Origin of the sequence: Tenacibaculum geojense (assembly GCF_042676005.1) — a bacterium.
Lineage (GTDB): Bacteria > Bacteroidota > Bacteroidia > Flavobacteriales > Flavobacteriaceae > Polaribacter > Polaribacter geojense.
In genome coordinates this window covers 143,937-166,177 of the sequence record NZ_JBHTJR010000014.1, presented here as the reverse complement: position 1 = coordinate 166,177, position 22,241 = coordinate 143,937, and the positions used below count along the sequence as shown (strand labels likewise).

General features: G+C 29.0%; 21 protein-coding genes. 7 read left to right on the top strand and 14 right to left on the bottom strand.

The features are described 5' to 3' along the window. Nucleotides 1–98: 98 nt before the first annotated feature. From ACFQ1U_RS01470 to ACFQ1U_RS01450, 5 genes are all read right to left on the bottom strand, one after another. Nucleotides 99–2,855 carry a helix-turn-helix and ligand-binding sensor domain-containing protein gene (locus ACFQ1U_RS01470; protein ID WP_386104564.1) on the bottom strand — a complete coding sequence of 919 codons (2,757 nt, stop codon included), beginning with the start codon at nucleotides 2,853–2,855 and terminating at the stop codon, nucleotides 99–101. Between the two features lie 43 nt (nucleotides 2,856–2,898). Next, nucleotides 2,899–4,557, bottom strand: coding sequence for a solute:sodium symporter family transporter (locus tag ACFQ1U_RS01465; RefSeq protein WP_386104562.1), 1,659 nt, complete (start codon nucleotides 4,555–4,557; stop codon nucleotides 2,899–2,901). A 170-nt stretch (nucleotides 4,558–4,727) separates the two neighbouring features. Continuing rightward, complete coding sequence (locus tag ACFQ1U_RS01460; RefSeq protein WP_386104560.1) at nucleotides 4,728–5,183, bottom strand: ferritin-like domain-containing protein; 456 nt, start codon at nucleotides 5,181–5,183, stop codon at nucleotides 4,728–4,730. Between the two features lie 55 nt (nucleotides 5,184–5,238). Further along, complete coding sequence (locus ACFQ1U_RS01455) at nucleotides 5,239–5,436, bottom strand: hypothetical protein (protein ID WP_386104558.1); 198 nt, start codon at nucleotides 5,434–5,436, stop codon at nucleotides 5,239–5,241. Nucleotides 5,437–5,446: 10 nt separating this feature from the next. Continuing rightward, entirely contained in the window at nucleotides 5,447–5,920 is a 474-nt protein-coding gene (locus ACFQ1U_RS01450) for a hypothetical protein (protein WP_386104556.1), read from the bottom strand. Nucleotides 5,921–6,053: 133 nt separating this feature from the next. On the opposite strand from ACFQ1U_RS01450, the gene ACFQ1U_RS01445 reads away from it, so the two are divergent. Beyond that, nucleotides 6,054–7,094: a helix-turn-helix domain-containing protein gene (locus ACFQ1U_RS01445; protein ID WP_386104554.1), complete on the top strand. Its 1,041-nt coding sequence runs from the start codon at nucleotides 6,054–6,056 to the stop codon at nucleotides 7,092–7,094. Here the strand turns inward: ACFQ1U_RS01445 and cls are convergent. From cls to ACFQ1U_RS01430, 3 genes are read right to left on the bottom strand one after another with little or no spacing between them, the layout of a single operon-like run. Continuing rightward, the gene (gene cls, locus ACFQ1U_RS01440; RefSeq protein WP_386104552.1) at nucleotides 7,089–8,513 is read right to left on the bottom strand and encodes a cardiolipin synthase; all 1,425 of its coding nucleotides are present in this window, start codon (nucleotides 8,511–8,513) and stop codon (nucleotides 7,089–7,091) included. The genes ACFQ1U_RS01445 and cls overlap by 6 nt on opposite strands. Nucleotide 8,514: 1 nt before the next feature. Next, nucleotides 8,515–9,144, bottom strand: a complete 630-nt coding sequence (locus tag ACFQ1U_RS01435; protein ID WP_386104550.1) for an SOS response-associated peptidase family protein — start codon at nucleotides 9,142–9,144, stop codon at nucleotides 8,515–8,517. A gap of 13 nt (nucleotides 9,145–9,157) precedes the next feature. After that, complete coding sequence (locus ACFQ1U_RS01430) at nucleotides 9,158–9,328, bottom strand: hypothetical protein (RefSeq protein WP_386104548.1); 171 nt, start codon at nucleotides 9,326–9,328, stop codon at nucleotides 9,158–9,160. 201 nt (nucleotides 9,329–9,529) lie between these two features. Between ACFQ1U_RS01430 and ACFQ1U_RS01425 the strand changes: the two genes are divergently transcribed. The 4 genes from ACFQ1U_RS01425 (at nucleotide 9,530) to ACFQ1U_RS01410 (ending at nucleotide 11,987) form a co-directional block, all read left to right on the top strand. After that, nucleotides 9,530–9,691 carry a DUF1328 family protein gene (locus tag ACFQ1U_RS01425; RefSeq protein ID WP_386104546.1) on the top strand — a complete coding sequence of 54 codons (162 nt, stop codon included), beginning with the start codon at nucleotides 9,530–9,532 and terminating at the stop codon, nucleotides 9,689–9,691. A 238-nt stretch (nucleotides 9,692–9,929) separates the two neighbouring features. Next, the gene (locus ACFQ1U_RS01420) at nucleotides 9,930–10,484 is read left to right on the top strand and encodes a hypothetical protein (RefSeq protein WP_386104544.1); all 555 of its coding nucleotides are present in this window, start codon (nucleotides 9,930–9,932) and stop codon (nucleotides 10,482–10,484) included. Between the two features lie 90 nt (nucleotides 10,485–10,574). Continuing rightward, entirely contained in the window at nucleotides 10,575–11,078 is a 504-nt protein-coding gene (locus tag ACFQ1U_RS01415; protein ID WP_386104542.1) for a Dps family protein, read from the top strand. A gap of 18 nt (nucleotides 11,079–11,096) precedes the next feature. Beyond that, nucleotides 11,097–11,987 (top strand): mechanosensitive ion channel family protein, encoded by an 891-nt coding sequence (locus tag ACFQ1U_RS01410; RefSeq protein WP_386104540.1) that lies wholly within the window; start codon nucleotides 11,097–11,099, stop codon nucleotides 11,985–11,987. 96 nt (nucleotides 11,988–12,083) lie between these two features. On the opposite strand, the gene ACFQ1U_RS01405 is transcribed toward ACFQ1U_RS01410, so the two are convergent. From ACFQ1U_RS01405 to ychF, 5 genes are all read right to left on the bottom strand, one after another. Then, entirely contained in the window at nucleotides 12,084–12,704 is a 621-nt protein-coding gene (locus ACFQ1U_RS01405; RefSeq protein WP_386104538.1) for a trimeric intracellular cation channel family protein, read from the bottom strand. Between the two features lie 2 nt (nucleotides 12,705–12,706). Continuing rightward, nucleotides 12,707–13,825 carry a DEAD/DEAH box helicase gene (locus tag ACFQ1U_RS01400; protein WP_386104536.1) on the bottom strand — a complete coding sequence of 373 codons (1,119 nt, stop codon included), beginning with the start codon at nucleotides 13,823–13,825 and terminating at the stop codon, nucleotides 12,707–12,709. Between the two features lie 33 nt (nucleotides 13,826–13,858). After that, the gene (locus ACFQ1U_RS01395; protein WP_386104534.1) at nucleotides 13,859–14,251 is read right to left on the bottom strand and encodes an acyl-CoA thioesterase; all 393 of its coding nucleotides are present in this window, start codon (nucleotides 14,249–14,251) and stop codon (nucleotides 13,859–13,861) included. 1 nt (nucleotide 14,252) lies between these two features. After that, a complete protein-coding gene (locus ACFQ1U_RS01390; RefSeq protein WP_386104532.1) occupies nucleotides 14,253–14,924 on the bottom strand; it encodes a DUF2461 domain-containing protein in 672 nt (223 codons plus the stop codon). Between the two features lie 78 nt (nucleotides 14,925–15,002). Continuing rightward, complete coding sequence (gene ychF / locus ACFQ1U_RS01385; RefSeq protein WP_386104530.1) at nucleotides 15,003–16,094, bottom strand: redox-regulated ATPase YchF; 1,092 nt, start codon at nucleotides 16,092–16,094, stop codon at nucleotides 15,003–15,005. A 163-nt stretch (nucleotides 16,095–16,257) separates the two neighbouring features. On the opposite strand from ychF, the gene ACFQ1U_RS01380 reads away from it, so the two are divergent. Together ACFQ1U_RS01380 and ACFQ1U_RS01375 are read left to right on the top strand one after the other, a co-directional pair. After that, the gene (locus ACFQ1U_RS01380) at nucleotides 16,258–18,948 is read left to right on the top strand and encodes a TonB-dependent receptor (RefSeq protein ID WP_386104528.1); all 2,691 of its coding nucleotides are present in this window, start codon (nucleotides 16,258–16,260) and stop codon (nucleotides 18,946–18,948) included. Between the two features lie 201 nt (nucleotides 18,949–19,149). Beyond that, nucleotides 19,150–21,810 (top strand): TonB-dependent receptor, encoded by a 2,661-nt coding sequence (locus ACFQ1U_RS01375; protein WP_386104526.1) that lies wholly within the window; start codon nucleotides 19,150–19,152, stop codon nucleotides 21,808–21,810. A gap of 52 nt (nucleotides 21,811–21,862) precedes the next feature. Here the strand turns inward: ACFQ1U_RS01375 and ACFQ1U_RS01370 are convergent, their stop codons facing one another. Further along, a complete protein-coding gene (locus ACFQ1U_RS01370; RefSeq protein ID WP_386104524.1) occupies nucleotides 21,863–22,213 on the bottom strand; it encodes a 4Fe-4S dicluster domain-containing protein in 351 nt (116 codons plus the stop codon). Between the last annotated feature and the right edge of the window lie 28 nt (nucleotides 22,214–22,241).

Here is a 22,241-nt window from a genome sequence, read left to right as displayed (position 1 = left end):
AAACCTAATAAAATCAGTAATTTACGTAATTGATTAGAAATTAATTAGTTAGGTGTTGTAGTGTTAATGTTGTGTTATTTAATAAATATGTTGTGTTGTTAAATTTCAAGTATGTAGTTAGTTAAGTTTTGATCATGTGGTAAATTCATTTTTTTACGCAAACGATATCGTTTAACCTCTACACTTTTAGGAGAAATATTTAATAAAGGAGCTATTTCTTTTGAAGATAAGTTTAATCGTAAATAAGCACAAAGTCTTAAATCATTAGGTGTTAATGTAGGATGAACACTTTTTATCTTATTTATAAAATCTTTATCTGCATTATTAAAAGCTTCTTTAAACATTTTCCAATCATCAGTATTTGTTAAGTTTTTGTTTATAATTTTGACCACTTTTTTAATACTGTCTTCATCACCATTTTTTAGTTCATTTTTTATAGCACTTAAAAATTCATTCTTTTTAATAATGCTCATGGTAGATATGGCTAACTCTCTGTTTTTACTATCAACATCAGCTTTTAACTGATTGTTTTTAATTTTCATTAATTCTTTTTCATTAGCTAGTGTTTTAATTTCAAAATCTTTCTTTTGTTTTTCTAATAATTTTTCTCTCTGTTCTGCATATAATCGTTTGTAAAAATTATGCATAAATACAGAGAATAAAGCTATCATGAGTACATATAAAACTATTAATAAGTTAGATAAATACCATGGTCTTGCTATACTAAAAGTATATGTTTCTGTGTTTTGAGTGATGGTATTACCAACTCTTGCTCTTACTTTAAAAATATAGTTTCCGAAAGGTAAATTTTCAAAAGTAGTTTCTGAGGAATTACTCCAGTCAGACCATGTTTTAGAATGATTTTCTAAATAGTATTGATATTGAATTAGTAACCCTTTTTGAAAATAAGGAACACTGTAATAAAAACTTATATTATTATTTGTATGATTAATTGTAGGATTTTGTTGGTGTAGGTTTAAAAGCGTTTGATTATTATCTAAATTACTTTTTTTTACACTATTTAATTGAATGTTAAATTGTTGTTTGTTCGTTATTTTGTCTAAGTTCAATAATAAATATCCATCTAAACCTCCAATTAAATAATTTTGATTACCAATTGGAGTAATATTTTCAAACCCTAGTGGTTTTTTTATTAAATTCCCTGCTATATGAACTGAATTTATTTGATAATTATCACTTAAATTACCTGGTGTTAAATAGTTAATATTATTAGTACAAAAACTCCATATTTTTGTGTTATTATCATTTACAAGTTTTCCAGAGGCATAATTACTTTTTGGAATTAGTTTAGAGAACAATGAATCTTTTTTAAAAGTATTTTCATTTTCTATATAACGATATACACCTTTTTTTTCTGCATATAAAATATTGTTTTGATATTTTAACAAGCTGGAGTGTAAACTTTTATTAACACTAGTATCTATGACAACTTTTGTTGCATGCGTTAAATTTTTATCAACATCAATAGAGAAAATGCCTTTATACTCATGATTCACAATAATTTTATTAGGTTTTAAATATTCAAAATACCTACTTGAAATATTAAAGCCATCTATTTTATGACTGTACCTCCATTGTTCGTTTGATTTTTTAAATAGATGAATTCCATTATAATTTCCTTGTAATAAGGTACTATCATTGACTATTTTAAAATCCCAAGTTCCTTGCTGGTTTACTATTTTTGATAATTTATTGTTAGTAATGATAAAAGTTCCGCTATTATGACCACAAAACAATGTGTCATCTATAATTTTAAGCTTCCATACTTGTCCTTCACTACCTTGAATAAAAGAAAAGGTATCATTTGTGTTTAACTTTCTGTAAAAAACACCTTGATTAGTGCCTAGATACAAATAATTTTTAAATAGTATTGACGTATAAACTGTTCCTAAATTACCATCTAAATCTTTGTAGATTTTATATGGAGCATTAATATTTATAACCCCTAATCCATTGTCTAGTCCTAACCAAACATTTTTATTTTGATCTTCAAAAACAGCTAAAACTGTGTTGTTATTGAGTCCGTTTTTTTTATTCAGGTTAAACTGAATTACACCATTATTTGAACAGTAATAGGCACCATTAGCAATGGTACCAATCATATAATTATTGTTGCTAAGTTTTGCTATACTGTATACAGATTGATTTTTTAGAGTTTTATTAATAGGTGATTCCCACTCCTTAATTTCATTATCTTGAATAATGTAAGCTCCATTATTATCAGTAAATACTAAAAAACCATTATTGTGCTTAAAAATATTTATTACGCTGTTTAACATTTCTTTAAAATCCCATACAAGTTTAGGTTTGCCTTGTTCTATAATAAAAATTCCTTTATTAACTTGATGAAAGTATATGCTACCATCAATTTTAAATATTTTAGAAATATTAGTTTCAGAATTAATAATTTTTATCTGATTATTTTTTGAATTAAAAAGATATATGTTTTGCAATGATTGAAAAATAATCCAATCATCAGCAGTTATAATATTCCAAAATTGTTCATCCTCCAAAACATCAATGTTATATTTATCAACTATTGATGTATAGTTTAAATTACCAAATTCATCTTTATCCCAATAGCCAAAATCCATGTAAAAACCAGTATAAATAGTATTATTTACTGCTTTTACAGAACGCATAATCGTTTCATTTGGTGTTGGATAAAGTTTCCAAACTGCTCCATTAAACTCCAATAAACCTTTATTATTAGCTAAATAGACAAATTTATTGTTAGCTTGTGAAATGGACCAATTTTGTGATTCAGCCTTATAACTTTCTGTAACAAAGGTGTTTATTGGTGGTAATTCTTGTGAAAAAGCAGTGTGAGCCAATAAAAAACAAATGAAATATGTGAGTCTTTTAAAAATCAATGTATTAAGAAAAATAGATGTATGTAAAAATTACTATGATACAAATTGCAATACCAACACTTTTAGTATGTTTCCAAGGCGTAATATCTACTTCTTTGGTAAACAATTGAACATATGCCTTTTCTCGAGGTTTAAAAATACCAATTACTAACATGATTATTGTGTTTAGTAAAAATAGTATAGCCATTATATGTAAAAAATGAGGATAGGCTTCTGCTTCAATAACTTTTAATGCGGTTGGATCTAGTACTCCAGCTTGTTTAGCTATATTTACAGCATTTTCCACCATTGTAGGTCTTACAAAAAATTCACTAAGAATATATAATAAAGAACCAGAAAGTAACCCAATTTTAGCGGCTATTGCAGGTACTTTTTTTGTTATAAATCCAACAAAAATTATAGTTAATATAGGAATACTGTAAATACCATTAATTCTTTGTAAATAAGCAAATATACTTTCTAACGAGTCTAAAAACGGTGCAATGCACATGGCTGCTATGGCCAAAATAACTCCAAAGGCTTTTCCATATTTAACTACTGTTTTTTCATCTGCATTTTTGTTGATGTGTTCTTTATAAATATCTATACCAAATAATGTCACAGAGCTATTTAAAACGCTATTAAAAGAACTTAAAATAGCTCCAAATAATACAGCTGCAAAAAAACCAATAAACTCTTTAGGGAGCACCTTTTTAACTAATACACCATAACTTTCATCTGCGCTATCTACAATTAACATTCCTTGTGTACTCATGTAATAAGCTATAATTCCTGGTAAAACAACAATTAATGGGCCTAAAATTTTAATAAAAGCTCCAAGTAATAAACCTTTTTGACCCTCTTGTAAGTTTTTAGCACCAAGGGCTCTTTGAATAATTTGTTGATTAGTTCCCCAATAAAAGAGTTGAACTAGCATCATACCTGTAAATATTGTAGTAAACGGAACAGAAGCGCTGTTAGAACCTACGGCATCAAATTTTTCTGGAACTTGAGCTTGTAATATTGAAATACCATTAAATAAATTTCCATCACCAATAATTAACAATCCAAAAACTGGAATTAAAATACCTCCAATTAATAATCCCATCGCATTTATAGAATCTGAAATTGCTACTGCTTTTAATCCACCAAAAACTGCGTATATAGAGCCAATTATTCCAATTGACCAAACACAAATCCATAACGAAATCGATTTCGACACTCCCAACAAAGAAGGAATATCAAACATTCCACTAATAGCTAAAGATCCTGAATACAAAATAGTAGGTAACAACACCACAACATATCCTGTTAAAAATAATGCAGAGGTTAATGTTTTGGTTTGTAAATCAAATCGTTCCGATAAAAATTGAGGAATTGTAGTTAAACCACTTTTTAGATATCTTGGTAATAAAAATATAGCTGTAACAACCATGGCAATAGCAGCCAAAGTTTCCCAAGCCATGACTAAAATACCCTCGGAATAAGCGGCTCCATTTAAACCAACAATTTGTTCTGTTGATAAGTTTGTTAATAACAGTGAACCAGCTATAACTCCAGCAGTTAAGCTTCTTCCGCCTAGAAAATATCCATCGGAAGTTTGTTCGTTTGTTTTTTTTGTAGCACTGTATGATACAATAGCAACTATTAAAGTAAAACCTATAAATGATATAACTCCTAACATAAATTTATTTGTTTGTTATCACTAATTTAGCCTTTTATACAATTTGTTAAGGTGAATTTTTAGGTTTGTATAGTTTTTGTATAGGTGTAATTTTTTACTAAAATACTAATTTAATTAAAAAAACTCTAACGAAAACGCTAGAGTTTTTATGATATATTGATGTATAGAGCTTAGAATTTAATATCTTCTAATTTATTAATTAACACGGTGTCGTCAATTATTTTGTTACGTTGTGTTTTTAATAAATTAGCTGTTGATTGCGGTAAATGTTCATCTGAATTGATAACTTCATTGTATTCCTCAATAGATGCTTTTTCTCCTCGCATGGCTTCTTCTAACATAGCCTCGTCATTATCTGATGATAATAACGCTTTGGTATCCATCCAAGTTCTGTGTAAAGTTCCTTTAAAACTTCCGCTATTTTCTGGTGTTTGTCCAAACGTTCTAATCTCTGATTTTAATTCAGCTTCAAAAACTTTTCTTTCATCTGCTTTTTTCTGAAAAAATCTTGTTAATACGTTACTTTCCGCATTTTCAGCAGCATTTAAATACCCTTTTTGAGCATCATAATTTTTCATTAATAAACCATTTAATTGGTTACTTACATTTTCTGTGTAGCTATACATAATTTTAGAATTTAAGGTTACAAGTACATTTTTAGATGCGTACTTTTTAACATCGTTATTTTTTAGGTAGTGCTCCTGCTAATAGTGCAACTATACCTAAACCGATAGTAATGTATGCGTTGGTATTATCTTGCGAAGCTATTTCTAACGAACCCAAACTAACTTCAGTTTCCGGATTCATCATAATATATCCTCCGTATAGTAATAAACCAACACCAGCTATCATCAAAATTATTTTTATTGTTTTGTTCATAGTTTTTATCTTAAAATTGGTATCTAATACCTAAAGCAATATCTAAATCTAAATCATCACTGTAATTATCATTAAATCCAATCTCGGGTCTAATATCTAACGATAATAATAATGGAATATTAAAATTATATTCAATACCTAAATCTGCTGCAGCTAAAGCAAATGCTCCATCATTATTCGGTGTTTCATAAGCTCCTACTCCAGCACCAACTCCAACAAACCAATTAAAATTATTATCTAGTTTATAAACCCATTGGTGTAAACCGACTAGTTTAAAAGCCTCTACATTGTTAGAGTCTCTAAATCCTAAGTCAAATTCTAATCTGTTGTTGTTTCCTATATGTCTTTGGTAAGATATTTCACCACCAAAGCCATCATTATCACCAATTCTAAGTCCTAATGCATTTTTTGAAATACTTTGAGCACTAATACAAGTTGCAATAAATAATAAACTAATAGTGGTTATAATTTGTATATTTTTCATAATGTTGTTTTTAAATACACTACAAAGTTACATACATCATACTCTTTAGTTTTGCTCAAATAAAATAGATATTAACTCATATGCCATTTTGTATTTGTTTAATGTTTATATTTACAACTTAAACGAAATGTAAATGACAATAGCGATTAACGCATCTAGCATTGATGGTATTTTAGAGCAAATACAAGCAGTAATTGGTGGTACTTTTACTGAAAGATGGGGTGAGCATATTTTAACTATAGATAATGAGTTTGCCAAGGGAAGTATTAGTTTTATTCAGTTTGATTGGGGAGGTAACTTAGTTAAACATGATATTGTATTTTACAATAACGTTGAAATGATTATTGATGCGTCTAATTACAATCCAATTAATTTTTTATATACTAATGAAGGGCATTTTTATCATCAATTTAGAATTGAAAACAAAAAAAGAAAAATAGAACAATTTCAGCCGGCTATAATTACTAGCAAGGATGAAGGTTTTAATCACTATTTTTTTGACAAAGGTGTAAAATGTCATTTAAATGTTATTCAAATTAATCGTGTTGAGTTTTTAAATACACGTTTAAATGATGCCTCTTTATTAAACAAGAGTTTATACGAGGTTTTTCATGATGAACAACATGAAAATGTATTTGCTTACACAGGCACATTTAATTTGAAAATTTCTAATCTTGTTAAACGATTAAATTCTGTAAAACAAAAGGGAATGATTAGAATTATGATGAAAGAAGGGATTGTTTATCAAATTTTATCAGCACATTTACTTCAACATACCAAAGATTTAAAAAGAAAAAAGAAGTCAAACACAAGTTTAACAAAAAAAGAGTTAAATACGATTAGAAAAGTAGGTCAGCAAATACTTAAAGATGTATCCAAAGACTATACTGTGGATGATTTAGCTGCTGAATGTGGATTGTCTCAAGCAAAATTACAAGAAGGTTTTAAAATTTTATATACAAGAACTGTAATAGAGTATTTAAGACATGTTAGATTAGAAGAGGCAAGAGATTTACTGAACAACACTGATTACAATATTTCTCAAGTTGTTTATTCTATTGGTTTTAGTAGTAGAAGTTATTTTTCAAAAATATTTAAGCGTAAATATGGCATAAGTCCAAGTAAATTTTTAGCTAATAAAAAAGAAGCAAAGGTTAAAGAAGTACAATTATAAAAGTGGACTAACAATTTTTGCCAATCCTTCTAAAAACTTAGTTTTAAATGGTCTATTTCTAAAAGAATCATAATCTAGTACCAAACATTTTTGAGTATTAGTTATAAACTTTTCAGAAAGCGTTTTTGCAATATTATTGTCATAAATAATGGTGTTAACCTCATAGTTATGTTCAAAACTTCTATAGTCAAAGTTACCAGAACCTACAGAGGCAATTTCATCATCAATAATAATTAATTTACTATGTGAAAATGTATTTTTTAAAATATAAATTTTTGCACCCGTTTTTAATAAGTCCTGAAAATTAGAAAACATACTATATTTTGCTATTCTACTATCATTATTTTTGGGCACCATAATTTTAACATCAACACCTCTTAATACAGCCATTTTTAACGCTTCTAACAACGTTTTATTAGGTATAAAATATGGGTTTTCTATGTAAATTGATTTTTTAGCAGCATGAATCATCATAGAGTATTGATGTAGAATTGATAAATATGTATGATCTGGTCCGCCAGTTACAATTTGTAATAAAGTATCTCCTTTTTTTGTTTGTTCAGGTAAATAGTTTTCTTCGGACAATAGAATTTCATTGGTAGCAAAGTAATAATCTTTTATAAAAATTCTATGTAAATGATCCACAGCAGCTCCAGTAATTTTAATATGTAAATCATCCCAAATTCCTAATTCGTTATCATTTTTGATGTATTTATCAGATACATTCATACCTCCAGTGAAAGCTATTTTACCATCAATAATCATAATTTTTCTATGATTTCTAAAATTAATGGTTGATAAAATATTTCCAAATTTTAAGGGTAAAATTGCATGAACCTCTACACCAAGGCTTTCTAAAATATCTACAGATTTCTTTTTAAAATCATAACTACCAAAAGCATCATATAGTACCCTAATTTCTACACCTTGTTGTAATTTTTGCTTAAAAATTTCTAAAAATCGATTAAAAATTTCACCATTTTCAATAATGTAATATTGAATATGTATAAACTTTTGTGCATTTTCAAGAGCACTGTATAAAGCTTCAAAATTAGAAGCACCATTAAAATACATGGTTACATTATTGCCATCTACAGCAGGAAAACCTGAACTTTTTTTCATTAAATCACCAACGCTTTCATACTTGTTTGCATCAAACTTGTGGGCAAATTCTTGGATATTATCACTTTTATGCTGTAAATCATAAAGTTTTCTTTTAGCATTAAAATTTAGACTAAAAAACTTAAATCTCTTTCTGTTAATACCAAAAATAATATATAAAACTACCCCTAAGTAAGGAAATATTATAGTTATTAAAATCCAAGAGATAGATCTGGCTGGTCTATTTCCGTATAAAATAATACTTAGTATAGCCCATAATGATGATATGATATAAACAGAAAGTAGAAATATTAACATATTATATAAATATTTTTTGCATGGTAAAGTTAGATAAATAGGGTTTAGATAAAATAAATTGTAAATTTTCTAAATCAGTTTCTTTATCTAACCATATGTTTTTAAAAATTTTAGGAATTGGTAATGGCATAGAATTATAAATGTTGTGATAAGTTTTTAATTCCTCTTCTGCTTCAGTATTAATGATAGTACAGGTTGTAAAACCATCTTCTGTAACATTATAAATACCAGCTAAATAAAACGGTTGTCTATCATTTCTTTCCACCAAATATTTTCTAATTTTAGTTTCATGAACCTGATAGGTGTAAAATCCAGTAGCAATTACTAAACATCTACGGTTAAATAGTGCTTCTTCATACAAAACATTGTTAAAAAGTTCACTTTTATCTGTATGAATGGTAGATTTTATTTTTTGGAAAGTTTTCCATGAATGTTCAAAATTTTGTGGTAATATTCCCCATATTGCTTGTGTTATTTCATTAGGATTATCCATGGAAATTATACTAACATTTTGTTCCTTTAACCCATCTATATTGCGTTTAGGCTTATAAATGTTAGGATATTTTAATTTCAGCTTGGTAAAATCTTCAATTAATGTTTTACTTGCTATGTTAGATAATTTGTATTTCATTGGTTACTATTTTTTAGGCTAATGGTAATCCTTCTACAAATACTATCACTACTCCTATTATTAATAATGATAATACAATGTAAAAGCCAATACGTGTTATTTTGTTATTTTGAAAAATGTAATTTTTATTCGATTTTTTTGGATTGTCTTTTATAAATTCAAAATCATTGTTTTTATTCTTCATGTGTAATGTTTTTAGTTTTAAATAAATTTCATTACAAAATTACTAGCAAACACTATAAATTGTTTGTTCAAAACATTTCATCTTTTGCTCATTTGCTATTTTATTGTATGAGTTAATATTGATTTTAAATGAGTTAAAACAAACTGTATTACCTACATAACTTTGCAGTGTACAAATTATTAATCTTAAAAAAACAATATTATGTTACGTTGGACAATCACTTTTATAGTAATAGCATTAATCGCAGGAGTATTAGGTTTTACTGGTATAGCCGGTGCAGCCGCAGGAATAGCAAAAATCTTATTCTTTATCTTTTTAATACTTTTTGTAATATCATTATTAACTGGTAAAAAAAGAATTTAGTTTAGTAGTAATAGTTTTTAGCGTTAGTTAGTAAATGAGGAACAGTGTTTAATGCTGTTCCTCTTTTTTTGTTATAAAAATTATAAAAAAGTAAATGAGTTAAGGTTTACATTAAATGAGCAAAACAGAACTGTATGATGTGCGTAATTTTGTAATGTATTTGAAAACAAGATGTTAAACGGTAAGCATCTTATAGTAAAAAAGAAATTACTGAGAACTTTATAAAACTTTCAAACAAATGAAAAATTTAATATTAACTGTCCTTTCAATAGGATTTATCGGAATTATGAATGCACAAACAGAGGTTATTAAAACTACTGAGGTAAAAAAACAACCACAAGTATCAGAAAATGGTGTGGTATACAATACCAAAGTAAAAGTAGTAACCGAAAAAACTAAGAGAACTAAATTTGATCCAAGTCAGAAACACGAATTAAATCAAGATGTAGTAGCAACACCAGTAGCGGTAACAAAAACAGTCATGGTAGATAATGATATCGATCCGTTTTATGACGAGAAAACAAAAGTTGCTTATTACAGGTTTAACAATAAGAAATATGGATTTCATGTAGATGATAACAGAAAAGACTTTACCATCTCTTATAATGATAAAAATAAAGAAATTAGTTCTGCTAGGGCTTTTTTATCAAAAAATGGCAACTATTATATAGTGAGAGGTAGAGATTTTAACGGAATTGGATATTTTAACACAGGAAGAAACTTTGTGATTGAATATTTAGATGAACGTTCTAACTTATTAAAAGTTGCGGTATTTGATACCTACAGAATGTAATTCAGTCCCTCAATATATATTAAAGAGTGGTTTACTCCACTCTTTTTTTAATATCACACTATACTATTAATCAATAAAAAAAACTTATTAATGAACTATTTAAATATACGTACCGATAATTTATTACCCACAGCTAAAGAATTAAACCAATTATTAGCAGATTACCACATTTACTATCAAAAATTAAGAAACTATCACTGGAATGTAACGGGAAAAAACTTCTTTGATTTACACGAGTTATTTGAAAAAATGTATACCGATGCTAGAACTAAAATTGATGAAATCGCAGAACGTATTTTAACCTTACAATACCATCCAACGAGTAGGTATAGTAAGTACTTACAAATGTCTGCGCTTGATGAAGAATCTCCTTTACAAACAGATAAAGATATGATTACGTCTATATTAAATGACCATAAAACATTATTAAAGCAAATGTATAAAGTGTTAGATACCGCCAAAAATGCAGAAGACGAAGGTACTATTGACTTAATTGCTGGATATGTGAGTAGTTTAGAAAAAAGAAGTTGGATGCTAAATGCATGGTCTAAAAGTACAGTAGATCAATTAAAAGAAGAAATAGTATTATCCTAATAAACTTATAACTAATTAATGAATTTTAATAACACTTTAAAAAAACTAAATAACTCCTTGCAAGAATTTTGGAACAATTTAATTAATCAAGTTCCAAAGGCAATCATAGCAATTATAATTGTTGCTATTGGTTTTCTATTAGCCAGGTTTATTGCAAGAATATTCAGAAAAACTATTGCAACTAAATCAGATGATCCATTAATGACAAACTTTTTAACCAAAGCAGTAAAATTTGGGGTGATACTGTTAGTAATAATGTTTGCTTTAAAAATTGCTGGATTGTCTGGTGTTGCAACCGGTTTATTAACCGCAGCAGGTGCTTCTGCAGTTATTATAGGTTTTGCTTTTAAAGATGTTGGAGAAAATTTCATTGCAGGCGTTATATTATCGTTTAAAAGACCATTTCAACTAAATGATACTGTTTTAATAGATGATATTTTTGGTAAGGTAAAAGGCCTAGAATTTAGATATACTAAGCTTAAAACATTTGATGGAAGAGATGTTTATATACCAAATAGTGATATTATTAAAAAAGCTGTATATAATTATACCGAAGATGGTTATTATCGAAACGACTTTATAGTAGGTATAGATTATGATGACGATATTGATTTAGCTAAAAAAGTAATTATTCATGCGGTTGTTAATACCTTGGGAGTTATTGATACAGAAGAGCATCAGTGTTTTGTTACCGTAGACGGTTTAGATGTTAGTACTGTTAATTTAAAAGTTATTTTTTGGACAAAAACTAAAGAATACAAACGTGGTGCACTCGAAACTAAAAGTGAGGTAATAAAAAATGTTAAAAATGTAATTACTGAAAACGGTTTAAACATGCCTGCAGATATTAAAGAAATAAAGTTATATGGTAGTCAACAACACATACCAGTAACAATAAAAAAAGAGTAGCCTAAGGCTACTCTTTTTTTATAATTTATGAGTATTTTTTAATTATTTATTTTCTTCAAGCTCATTTATCTAAGAGTTTAAAAGTAAAATTAACAATCACTTTCCAAAAATATCATCTTTAACCTTAGGTAATTCCAATTCAAACAACACCGCTAATACTCTAATTCCAATTATAACTACTGATGAAATTATGAAAGAAATGGTAGTATCAATAGAAAAGTAATTTAAAATTAAATACATCAATCCACCCGACAAACATGCAGAGGCATAAATTTCTTTTTTAAAGATTAATGGAACTTTACTTGTTAAAACATCACGAATAACTCCACCAAAAACAGCAGATACCATTCCCATAATAAGAGCTACAAACGGATGTAAATTAAAACTCAATCCTTTTTGTAAGCCTAATAAAGTAAAAACAGCAATCCCAATTGTATCAAACAAAAAAAATGTTTTGCGCAATGGTTCAATTTTACTTTTGAATAAAAAAGTACACAATACTCCTATTAGAATCGTCCAGATATAATTTAAATCACCAATCCAATTTATAGGATGTGCATTTATCAAAATATCACGGAGCATCCCTCCTCCTACTGCGGTTACAAATGCTATGATAATAACTCCAAAAATATCAAATTGCTTTTTACTCGCCACTAAAGCACCACTAATAGCAAATGCAAATGTTCCTAAAATATCTAGGACATAAACAATATTCATATTTATAATGTAGTTTCTGAAAACTGAATACCTAAATTTTTCTGTAATTGATGAATTTTTTCAAGCTCATTTGGTAAAACAAAAGCTATTGAAACACCTGTTTTTCCTGCCCTTGCTGTTCTACCACTTCTATGGGTAAAGTATTCTGTTTGTTCTGGTAATTGATGATGTATAACAAAATTTAAATTTTTAACATCAATTCCTCTAGCTGCAACATCTGTAGCAATTAAAAACTGTAAACTTTCATTTTTAAACGCACGCATAACCTTATCGCGTTCAATTTGTTTCATATCACCTTCTAAAACATCAATAGCAAAACCTTCTTCTTGTAATTCTGAAGTTAATTTTCGTGCTCCAGCTTTAGTTCTACAAAAAATAATTCCTCTTTGTGAGTTTCTTTTTTCTATAAAGCTAATAATTGCGTCTGTTTTTTCTTTTAAAGATGTTTTAACATACAAATGAGTAATGTTTTTATTTACAGCTTCAGCAGGATCAATATCTACCCTTTTTGCATTAATATTCATGTATGTTTTTACAATTCTTTTTATTTCGTCTGGCATGGTGGCAGAAAACAACCAGGTATTTCGTTCTCCGGAGGTAAACTTTAAAATTCTATTAATGTCTTGTTTAAACCCCATGCTTAGCATTTCATCTGCTTCATCTAAAACTAAGGTTTTAATTTTTTTTATATCAACAGCATCTTTTTCAATTAAATCAATTAATCTTCCTGGAGTCGCTACTATGATATGCGTAGATCTTTGTAAATTTTTAATTTGACGGTCAATTTTTTCACCACCATAAACACCTTCAACAAAAATTTTACCATCTACATATTTTGTAAACTTAAAAAGTTGTTTTTTAATCTGTTGTACTAATTCACGAGTTGGTGATAAAATTAAGGCCTGAACCTCATTTTTACCAGCATCTATTTGATGCAATATAGGCAATCCAAAGGCAGCTGTTTTACCAGTTCCTGTTTGTGCTAAACCAATAAAATCTGATTTATTTTGTAATAAATACGGTATGGTTTGTGACTGAATTTCTGTAGGTTGAACAATACCAAGTTCTTTTAAACCCTTTATAAAATCTTTACGAACTCCTAAGTCTGAAAATGTTGACATATTTTTATTCTATAATATGCCGCAAAGATACTTTTATTTATTAGGATATAAGGTCTTTAAAATACTTTCTGTTACTCTATTTGGTTTATTTGTAGCAGCATTAATTAAACACCAAGTTGTTGCTGCTTTAGCTATTATTTTATTGTTTTTACTAATAGACACATGTCTAACGGATTTTACGCCAGAGGTTTCTCCAACCCACGTTTTTAAAGTAATTTCATCATTCAACAAAGCTTGTCCTTTGTAGTCAATTTCGTGACGTAGTACCACCCAAAAGTAATCAGAATGTGTTCCGTTTTTAGTAAGTTCTTCCCAATGTAATTCTGCTATTTCTTGAACCCATTGAAGATAAATTACATTGTTTACATGATTTAAATTATCAATCTCAGAAGCTTTAACAATTCTAGTTTGTGTAAATTCTGCCATATTACAGGATACTTTCTCCGTTTAGGTTAGTTGTTAAAATATCACTCATTAAGTTAAAAAACGGACGTAACGTTTTAAATGATTCATCTACTTTATCTATAAAATCTGGCTGAAAAACTTCTGAATCAGTAAATTTTTTAATGGCAACATAGCCTTTTTTTCTAATTAAATCGATATCAGGATGAGTTTTATCAAAACCTTTGGGAGCTGTTTTTAATTCATCTCCTTCTAAAACTCCTCCAAAATGTTTAATAAAATCAGGTTGTTTAATAATATCTCTTATTTCAGATGCGTCAATTTCAAATTCTTTTCTTATTCTAAATAAATCTTCTTTGTTTGGTTCCCAAAAACCACCCGCTAAAAAGGTATCATTTGGTGATAAATGAAGATAATATCCGCCTCTTAATGTAGGTTTTACTCTATGAAATGATCCGCCAAAATGTGTTTTATAAGGTGTTTTATTTTTTGAAAAACGAACATCTCTGTAAATCCTAAATACTTTATGTTTATCTACTTCATCATGCAAGTTTAAATTTTGATGTACTTGTGCATAAAATTCTTTAACATGGTTTTCAATTTCTTTAAATTCTTTTTTATGCTCAGAAAACCAATCTCTATTATTGTTTTCAGCTAGTTTACCAAGGAATTCAAATGTTTTTTTGTGAAGTTGCATGTTATAAATTTAAAATTTAAAGATAAAAAAACTCCATTGAAATAATCAATGGAGTTTGTTATATGTTTTTAATAGAAATTATACGTTAAATCTAAAGTGCATCACATCACCATCTGCAACAATATACTCTTTTCCTTCTACTCTCATTTTACCAGCTTCTTTAACCTTAGCCTCAGTTCCATAAGTAACATAATCATCATAAGAAATTACTTCGGCTCTAATAAAACCTTTTTCAAAATCTGTATGAATTACTCCTGCAGCTTGTGGTGCAGAAGCACCAACAGGAATGGTCCAAGCTCTAACTTCTTTAACTCCAGCAGTGAAATACGTTTGTAAATCTAATAAAGTATATGCAGAACGAATTAATCTAGATACTCCTGGTTCCTCTAAACCAATATCCGATAAAAACATTTGACGCTCTTCATAATCTTCCAATTCAGCAATATCAGCTTCTGTTGCTACAGCTAAAACAATAATTTCAGCATTTTCAGACGCAACAGCTTCTTTAACTTTATCAACATAAGCATTTCCATCTTTAGCAGAAGCCTCGTCAACATTACAAACATATAAAACAGGTTTAGCTGTAATGAATTGCATGGTTTTTACAAGTTCTTCTTCTTTTTCTGAAAACTCAATAGTTCTTACAGATTGTCCTGATAATAAAGTAGCTTGTACTTTTTCTAAAATCTCTAATTCTTTCTGAGCTTCTTTATTACCAGTTTTAGCAGCACGTTTTACCTTATCCATTCGTTTTTCAACGGCTTCTAAATCTTTTAACTGAAGTTCTATATCAATAGTTTCTTTGTCTCTAATAGGATCTACAGAGCCATCAACGTGCACTATATTATCATTATCAAAACAACGTAATACATGTAAAATTGCATCTGTTTCTCTAATATTTGCTAAAAATTGATTCCCTAAACCTTCTCCTTTACTTGCACCTCTAACTAAACCAGCAATATCTACAATTTCAACTGTAGCAGGTACTACTTTTTCTGGGTTAACAAGTTCTTCTAACTTTTCAATTCTTGGATCTGGTACATTAACCACTCCTAGGTTTGGTTCTATAGTACAAAACGGAAAGTTTGCACTTTGAGCTTTTGCATTAGATAAGCAATTAAATAATGTTGATTTTCCAACGTTTGGTAATCCTACAATTCCAGCTTTCATAAAATAAATTTTAGCGCTGCAAATATAGTGTATTGATATGTAATATTAATTTATAACATTTAAAATTAAATTGACATTAAAATCATATTCAAACAACTGTTTTTGTGTAGTTTGTGTTTTTTTTTACTTAAATTTATATTACTCAATTGAAAATATATTACTTATGAAAAGAAACTTACTAAGTATTTTGTTAATATTTTTCGGTACTTTTTTACTTCATGCACAAGTAACAATAAAAGGTATTGTAAAAGATAGTTCTAATGAACCTTTACCAGGTGCTAATGTGTTAGAAAAAGGAACAAAAAATGGAACAACTACAGATTTTAATGGTGTTTTTTCAATAGAAGTACCTGAAAAAGCTACGTTAATTATAAGTTTTTCTGGATTTGAAACACAAGAAATTGTAATTAATAAACAAACAGAATTAGATATTGTTTTACAAGATATAGAGCTTGACGAAGTGGTTGTTGTAGGTACTCGAAATGTAAATAGATCTGCGGTAGATACTCCTGTTGCAATTGATGTTATTGATGTAGCTGATGTAACAGCCAAAGCTGGTAAAATTGAAATCAATCAATTATTACAATATGCAGCTCCTTCTTTTAATGCTACTAAACAATCAGGTTCTGATGGTGCAGACCATATAGATCCTGCTACCATAAGAGGTTTAGGTCCAGATCAAACACTAGTTCTTATTAATGGTAAAAGAAGACATCAATCATCTTTAATTAACCTTTTTGGAACACGAGGACGTGGAAATACTGGTACTGATTTAAACGCTATTCCTGCATCAGCAATAAAAAGAATTGAGATTTTACGTGATGGTGCAGCTGCTCAATACGGATCTGATGCTATTGCAGGAGTTGTTAACATCGTTTTAAAGGATGAAGATTATATTGGTAAGTTTGAAGGTGGTGTAAGTTACGGAATGTACAATACCAATGCTGATGTTGATGTTTCTCCATTTACTGACGGGAATTATGGTGTTTGGAATACAAATGGCTTTAGATTAGATACAGAAAAAGACGGAAATGTAATTGGAGATGACCAAAGTTTTGATGGAAATTCATTGAAAGCAACCGCTAATTATGGAGTGAAAATTGGAGAGAAAGGTTTTGCTCATTTTACTACAGAATTTTTAAACAAAGAAAAAACATTGCGTCCCTCTTTTGAATTTAGAAAAGGTTTTGGGGAAGCCTCTATAAAAGGTTATAATTTGTTTACAAACATGTCTTTCCCATTGTTTAAAAATACAGAAATGTATGTTTTTGGTGGAAGAAACTATAGAGATACAGATGCTTATGCATTTACAAGAAATGAGGGGCCTAGAGTAGTCACATCCATTTATCCAAATGGATTTACTCCAAGAATAACCTCAGAAATTGAAGATAATTCAATAGCAGTTGGATTAAAGATAAAAACTTTTGATAATTGGATTTTTGATATTAGTAATACGTATGGCTATAATAACTTTCATTATTTTGTTGAAGGATCTCTAAATGCTACTCTTGAAGAAAATTCACCAACAAGCTTTGATGCTGGAGGCCACCGATTAGCTCAAAACACTTTAAATATAGAAATGTCTAAGTTTTATGATGATTTTTTAGCAGGTTTAAATATAGCTTATGGTTTTGAAGTTCGTGGTGAACGTTTTGAGATCTTCTCTGGTGAAGAAGCTTCATGGGGAACTTATACAGAAAACGGAACATTAATAACTAACAATACTCAAGAACCTGCAAGAGATGAAAATGGAGAAATAAGACCAGGCGGTTCTCAAGGATTTCCTGGGTATTCTCCAGACAATGTTGTTGATGAAGGTAGATCTAATATTTCTTTATTTGCTGATTTTGAATTAGATATTACTAAGAAGTTCTTAGTAGGTTTAGCTGCCAGATATGAGAATTATAGTGATTTTGGAGGTACATTAAATGGTAAATTATCAACAAGATTAAAACTTAATGATAATTTCAATATTAGAGGTTCTATAAGTACTGGATTTAGAGCTCCTTCCCTGGCGCAACTTCATTACAATTTAAAGTTTTCTGATTTTTTAGGAGGTGTGTCGTCAGATAAATTATTATCATCAAACACAAGTCCAATAACAAGAACTTTTGGCGTTGGACCTTTAAAGGAAGAGACTTCAATTAACACAGCTTTAGGTTTTACTGGTAAATTTGACAATTTTACGGTAACTTTTGATGGTTATTTTGTTGATGTAGATGATAGAATTGTATTAACAGGTAATTTCCCTACCAATGATATACCAGAAGTTAGCGATGTTCAGTTTTTTGTAAACGGCGTAAATACACAAACTAAAGGTATTGATATTATAGTAACCTATGATTATGATTTAGGGGCTAGCGGAAAGTTAGGAATTAATTTTGCTGCCAATTTCAATGATATGGTGATAAGCCATGTTAACAATGGAAATTTAGATGAAGAAATATTCTTTGGAGATAGAGATAAGTATTTTTTACTTGCATCAGCACCAAGTAGTAAAATAAATTTAAATTTAAATTATCAATACAAGAAGTTTGATGCTAATCTTGCTTTTACAAGATTTAGTGAAATAGAATTGATAGATTCACAAATTTTTGAAGACACTTTAGATTATGGAACTTATGATGATAAAAAAGAAGCGGCAACAGATTATTATGGAGCTAAAATAGTAACCGATTTAAACTTAAGTTATAAAGCTACTGATAATGTAAGATTTACACTAGGTAGTAATAACTTGTTTAATATCTATCCAGACCAGCAAGATGATTGGACAGAATCTGGTGGCTATTTTGATGCGGTTCAAATGGGGTTCTCCGGCGCCTATTATTATGCAAGACTAAATGTAAACTTTTAAAAAAAAGCTCTCAATTATATAATTGAGAGCTTTTTTATTTAATTAATTGTAAATCAGTTTTATATTCAAAAATAACATCTTAAGGTTATAATTATTTAATTTTTAATAAAAATATTGTTTTAGTTATAAAAACAAGTTAAAAATGTTAATTAATTAATTTTTATAAAATATATTTATAGAATTAACCAAAAAATTTAAAATATGAAAAAATCAAAACTGATTATGTTTATTGCTATTATTTTAGGAATAGTATCTGTAAATGCTCAAACTAAGATTAGCGGTAAAGTATTTGATTCATCTAACAATCCCTTACCAGGTGCAAGTGTATTGGAAAAAGGAACACAAAATGGAACAACTACCAATATTGATGGTGTTTTTGAATTATCAGTAGCAAACGATGCAACACTTATTGTTAGTTTTACTGGTTTTCAAACAGAAGAAATTGCTGTGAACGGAAAATCTAATTTTACTATTGTATTAAAAGATGGAGTTCAATTAGAAGAAGTTATTGTAACAGGGTCTAGAACACCCGCAAGAAGTAACACTACAAGTCCCCTACCTGTTGATGTTGTAGATGCTAAAGCATTACAATCAACAGGACAAACTACCTTTGACAAGGCATTACAATACAAAATACCTTCTTTTAATACAGTACAAACTCCAGTAAATGACGCTACTTCACTTTTAGATCCTTATGAAATTAGAAACATGGGACCAAGTAGAACATTAGTATTAATTAACGGTAAACGTAAAAATTTAAGTTCACTATTATATACACAAACTTCACCAGGTAGAGGTGAAACTGGTGCAGATATTTCAGGAATTCCAACTGATGCTATTAAAAACATAGTGGTATTACGTGATGGAGCCTCTGCTCAATATGGATCTGATGCTATTGCAGGAGTAGTTGATATTATTTTAAAAGATGATTACAAGAACACTTCTGCAACTTTTAGGTCAGGAATTACAGGAGAAGGTGATGGCGAAATGATAGGTGTTTCTTTAAACGGAGGAGCTGAAATTGGTGATAACAAAGGATTTATCAATTATACTGTTGATTTTTCAAAAGTAGCCTTAGCAAACAGACCTGGAGTTGTAGATGCTGAAGGTGAAGCAACAGATTTCGGAGCATCATTAGCTGATGTTCAAGAATTTTTATCAAGAAACCCAGATGCAGGTAATATAAACGGTTCTCCAGAAACAACTGCTACCAAATTTTTGATTAACGGTAGTATTCCAACATCTGCAAAAAATAATATGTATTTTAATGCTGCATATATTTATAAAAAAGTAAATAGTTTTGCAAATTACAGAACTCCATACTGGCGTACTTTAGATGATTACCCGTATTTAGCTTCATTATTCCCAGGAAACAACCCAAATAATGCAAATGGTTATGACGGTTATTTACCAACATTTGAAGGTGATATGAGCGATTATAATGCTACTTTTGGGTTTAAATCTAACATTAACGGATGGAATTCTGATGCAAGTGTAACTATTGGAGGTAATAAACAAACATATACTGTTAATGATTCTCACAACAGATCTGTAGATGAAAACGATGAGTTTATTTATGGAGAAAACACTCCAATTTCATTTCAACCTGGTGGAACAGCTTTTAGTCATGTTGTTGGTAACATTGATTTATCAAAAGTACTTTCTGATCAATTTTCAGTAGCGGTAGGTTCTGAATTTAGAGCTGAATTTTTTGAGGTTTTAGAGGGAGATTTGGCATCTTATGAAGGTTTAGGAGCTGATTCTTTTGCTGGTAATAGACCTGAAAACTCTGGTGAATTTAGTAGATATAACATTGGAGGTTATGTAAGTGCTTCATTTGATGCAACAGAAGACTTATTATTTGAAGGAACAGTAAGAGCTGAAAATTATAGTGATTTTGGAACTACTTTTGTTTGGAAATTGAGTTCAAGATATAAATTTTTAGATGATAAGTATACTATTAGAGGTTCTGTTTCTACAGGATTTAGAGCTCCTACTCTACATCAAATTTATACTCAAAAATCTCAATACAGCTTTACCGCTGGTGGTGGTATTGAAGTAGAAGGATTAGTGAATAACGTATCTCCAGAAGCAAGAAGATTACGTTTACCTAAATTAAAAGCAGAGGAATCATTAAACTTTACAGTAGGTTTTGGTGCTAAGCCAACCAAAAACTTAAGTTTTACTATTGATTATTATAATATTCAGGTTGAAGATAGAATTGTGTTAGGTAACCCTATTTCTACAGATTTTGGTGTTGTTAGTTTCTTCTCTAATGCTATTGATACTGAAACTTCAGGTTTAGACGTAGTAATTGGATATAAAGGAATTAAATTAGGTAATGGAGATTTAAGCGTAAATTTATCAGGAAACTACGTAATTGATAATGGTAGAACAGATGATACTGGTGATTTATTAATAGATGCTACACAAGAAGCATTATTATTTACTTCAAGGCCAGAAACTAAATGGATTTTAGGTCTTAATTATGACATTGGTAAATTTGGATTCTCATTAGGTAACACCTATTTTGGTAAAACCACGTTTAAGCAAGCTGGACTTAGTAGTGATTTAAGAACAGAATTTATTCCTAAAATTGTAACCGATTTTGGTGTAAACTATAATGTTAATGATAATTGGACAGTTTCTTTTAATGCTAATAACATTTTAAATGTGTTACCAGAATGGGAGTTTAAAGCAGAAAATGCTGATGGGCGAGCAATTTTAAATGATCCTGCTCAAGTAAAAGTTCAATCTAATTTAATAACTTTTAACCAAAGATATTCTCAAATGACATATGATGGTTATCATTTTAGTCAATTAGGTTCCTTATTCAACCTATCTGTAAACTATAAATTTTAAGCATAAAAAATCCCGAGTAATAAACTCGGGATTTTATTTTTATACTATATGATTAATCGTTATGCATAAAACTTTGCTTAGCTAACAATTCTTCTTCAGTTTCTACATTATTTTCGTCAGGCACACAACAATCTACAGGGCAAACTGCTGCACACTGTGGCTCTTCATGAAAACCTTTACATTCTGTACATTTATCAGCAACAATGTAATAAATTTCATCAGACAAAGGTTCTTGATCTTCATCTGCATTTGCTTGCTTACCATTAGGTAAAACTATTGAACCTGATAAATCGGTACCATCAGCATATTTCCACTCATCAGCACCTTCATATATAGCAGTATTAGGGCACTCAGGTTCACAAGCACCACAATTAATACATTCGTCTGTTATTATAATTGCCATAATAAATCTCTTTCAGTTTTGTAACTTT

Bases quoted from the DNA above. Each gene is read 5' to 3' on its own strand.
- ACFQ1U_RS01465 (WP_386104562.1), bottom strand. From the start codon at position 4,557: ATGTTAGGAGTTATATCATTTATAGGTTTTACTTTAATAGTTGCTATT.
- ACFQ1U_RS01460 (WP_386104560.1), bottom strand. From the start codon at position 5,183: ATGTATAGCTACACAGAAAATGTAAGTAACCAATTAAATGGTTTATTA.
- ACFQ1U_RS01455 (WP_386104558.1), bottom strand. From the start codon at position 5,436: ATGAACAAAACAATAAAAATAATTTTGATGATAGCTGGTGTTGGTTTA.
- ACFQ1U_RS01450 (WP_386104556.1), bottom strand. From the start codon at position 5,920: ATGAAAAATATACAAATTATAACCACTATTAGTTTATTATTTATTGCA.
- ACFQ1U_RS01445 (WP_386104554.1), top strand. From the start codon at position 6,054: ATGACAATAGCGATTAACGCATCTAGCATTGATGGTATTTTAGAGCAA.
- cls (WP_386104552.1), bottom strand. From the start codon at position 8,513: ATGTTAATATTTCTACTTTCTGTTTATATCATATCATCATTATGGGCT.
- ACFQ1U_RS01435 (WP_386104550.1), bottom strand. From the start codon at position 9,144: ATGAAATACAAATTATCTAACATAGCAAGTAAAACATTAATTGAAGAT.
- ACFQ1U_RS01430 (WP_386104548.1), bottom strand. From the start codon at position 9,328: ATGAAGAATAAAAACAATGATTTTGAATTTATAAAAGACAATCCAAAA.
- ACFQ1U_RS01425 (WP_386104546.1), top strand. From the start codon at position 9,530: ATGTTACGTTGGACAATCACTTTTATAGTAATAGCATTAATCGCAGGA.
- ACFQ1U_RS01420 (WP_386104544.1), top strand. From the start codon at position 9,930: ATGAAAAATTTAATATTAACTGTCCTTTCAATAGGATTTATCGGAATT.
- ACFQ1U_RS01415 (WP_386104542.1), top strand. From the start codon at position 10,575: ATGAACTATTTAAATATACGTACCGATAATTTATTACCCACAGCTAAA.
- ACFQ1U_RS01410 (WP_386104540.1), top strand. From the start codon at position 11,097: ATGAATTTTAATAACACTTTAAAAAAACTAAATAACTCCTTGCAAGAA.
- ACFQ1U_RS01405 (WP_386104538.1), bottom strand. From the start codon at position 12,704: ATGAATATTGTTTATGTCCTAGATATTTTAGGAACATTTGCATTTGCT.
- ACFQ1U_RS01400 (WP_386104536.1), bottom strand. From the start codon at position 13,825: ATGTCAACATTTTCAGACTTAGGAGTTCGTAAAGATTTTATAAAGGGT.
- ACFQ1U_RS01395 (WP_386104534.1), bottom strand. From the start codon at position 14,251: ATGGCAGAATTTACACAAACTAGAATTGTTAAAGCTTCTGAGATTGAT.
- ACFQ1U_RS01390 (WP_386104532.1), bottom strand. From the start codon at position 14,924: ATGCAACTTCACAAAAAAACATTTGAATTCCTTGGTAAACTAGCTGAA.
- ychF (WP_386104530.1), bottom strand. From the start codon at position 16,094: ATGAAAGCTGGAATTGTAGGATTACCAAACGTTGGAAAATCAACATTA.
- ACFQ1U_RS01380 (WP_386104528.1), top strand. From the start codon at position 16,258: ATGAAAAGAAACTTACTAAGTATTTTGTTAATATTTTTCGGTACTTTT.
- ACFQ1U_RS01375 (WP_386104526.1), top strand. From the start codon at position 19,150: ATGAAAAAATCAAAACTGATTATGTTTATTGCTATTATTTTAGGAATA.
- ACFQ1U_RS01370 (WP_386104524.1), bottom strand. From the start codon at position 22,213: ATGGCAATTATAATAACAGACGAATGTATTAATTGTGGTGCTTGTGAA.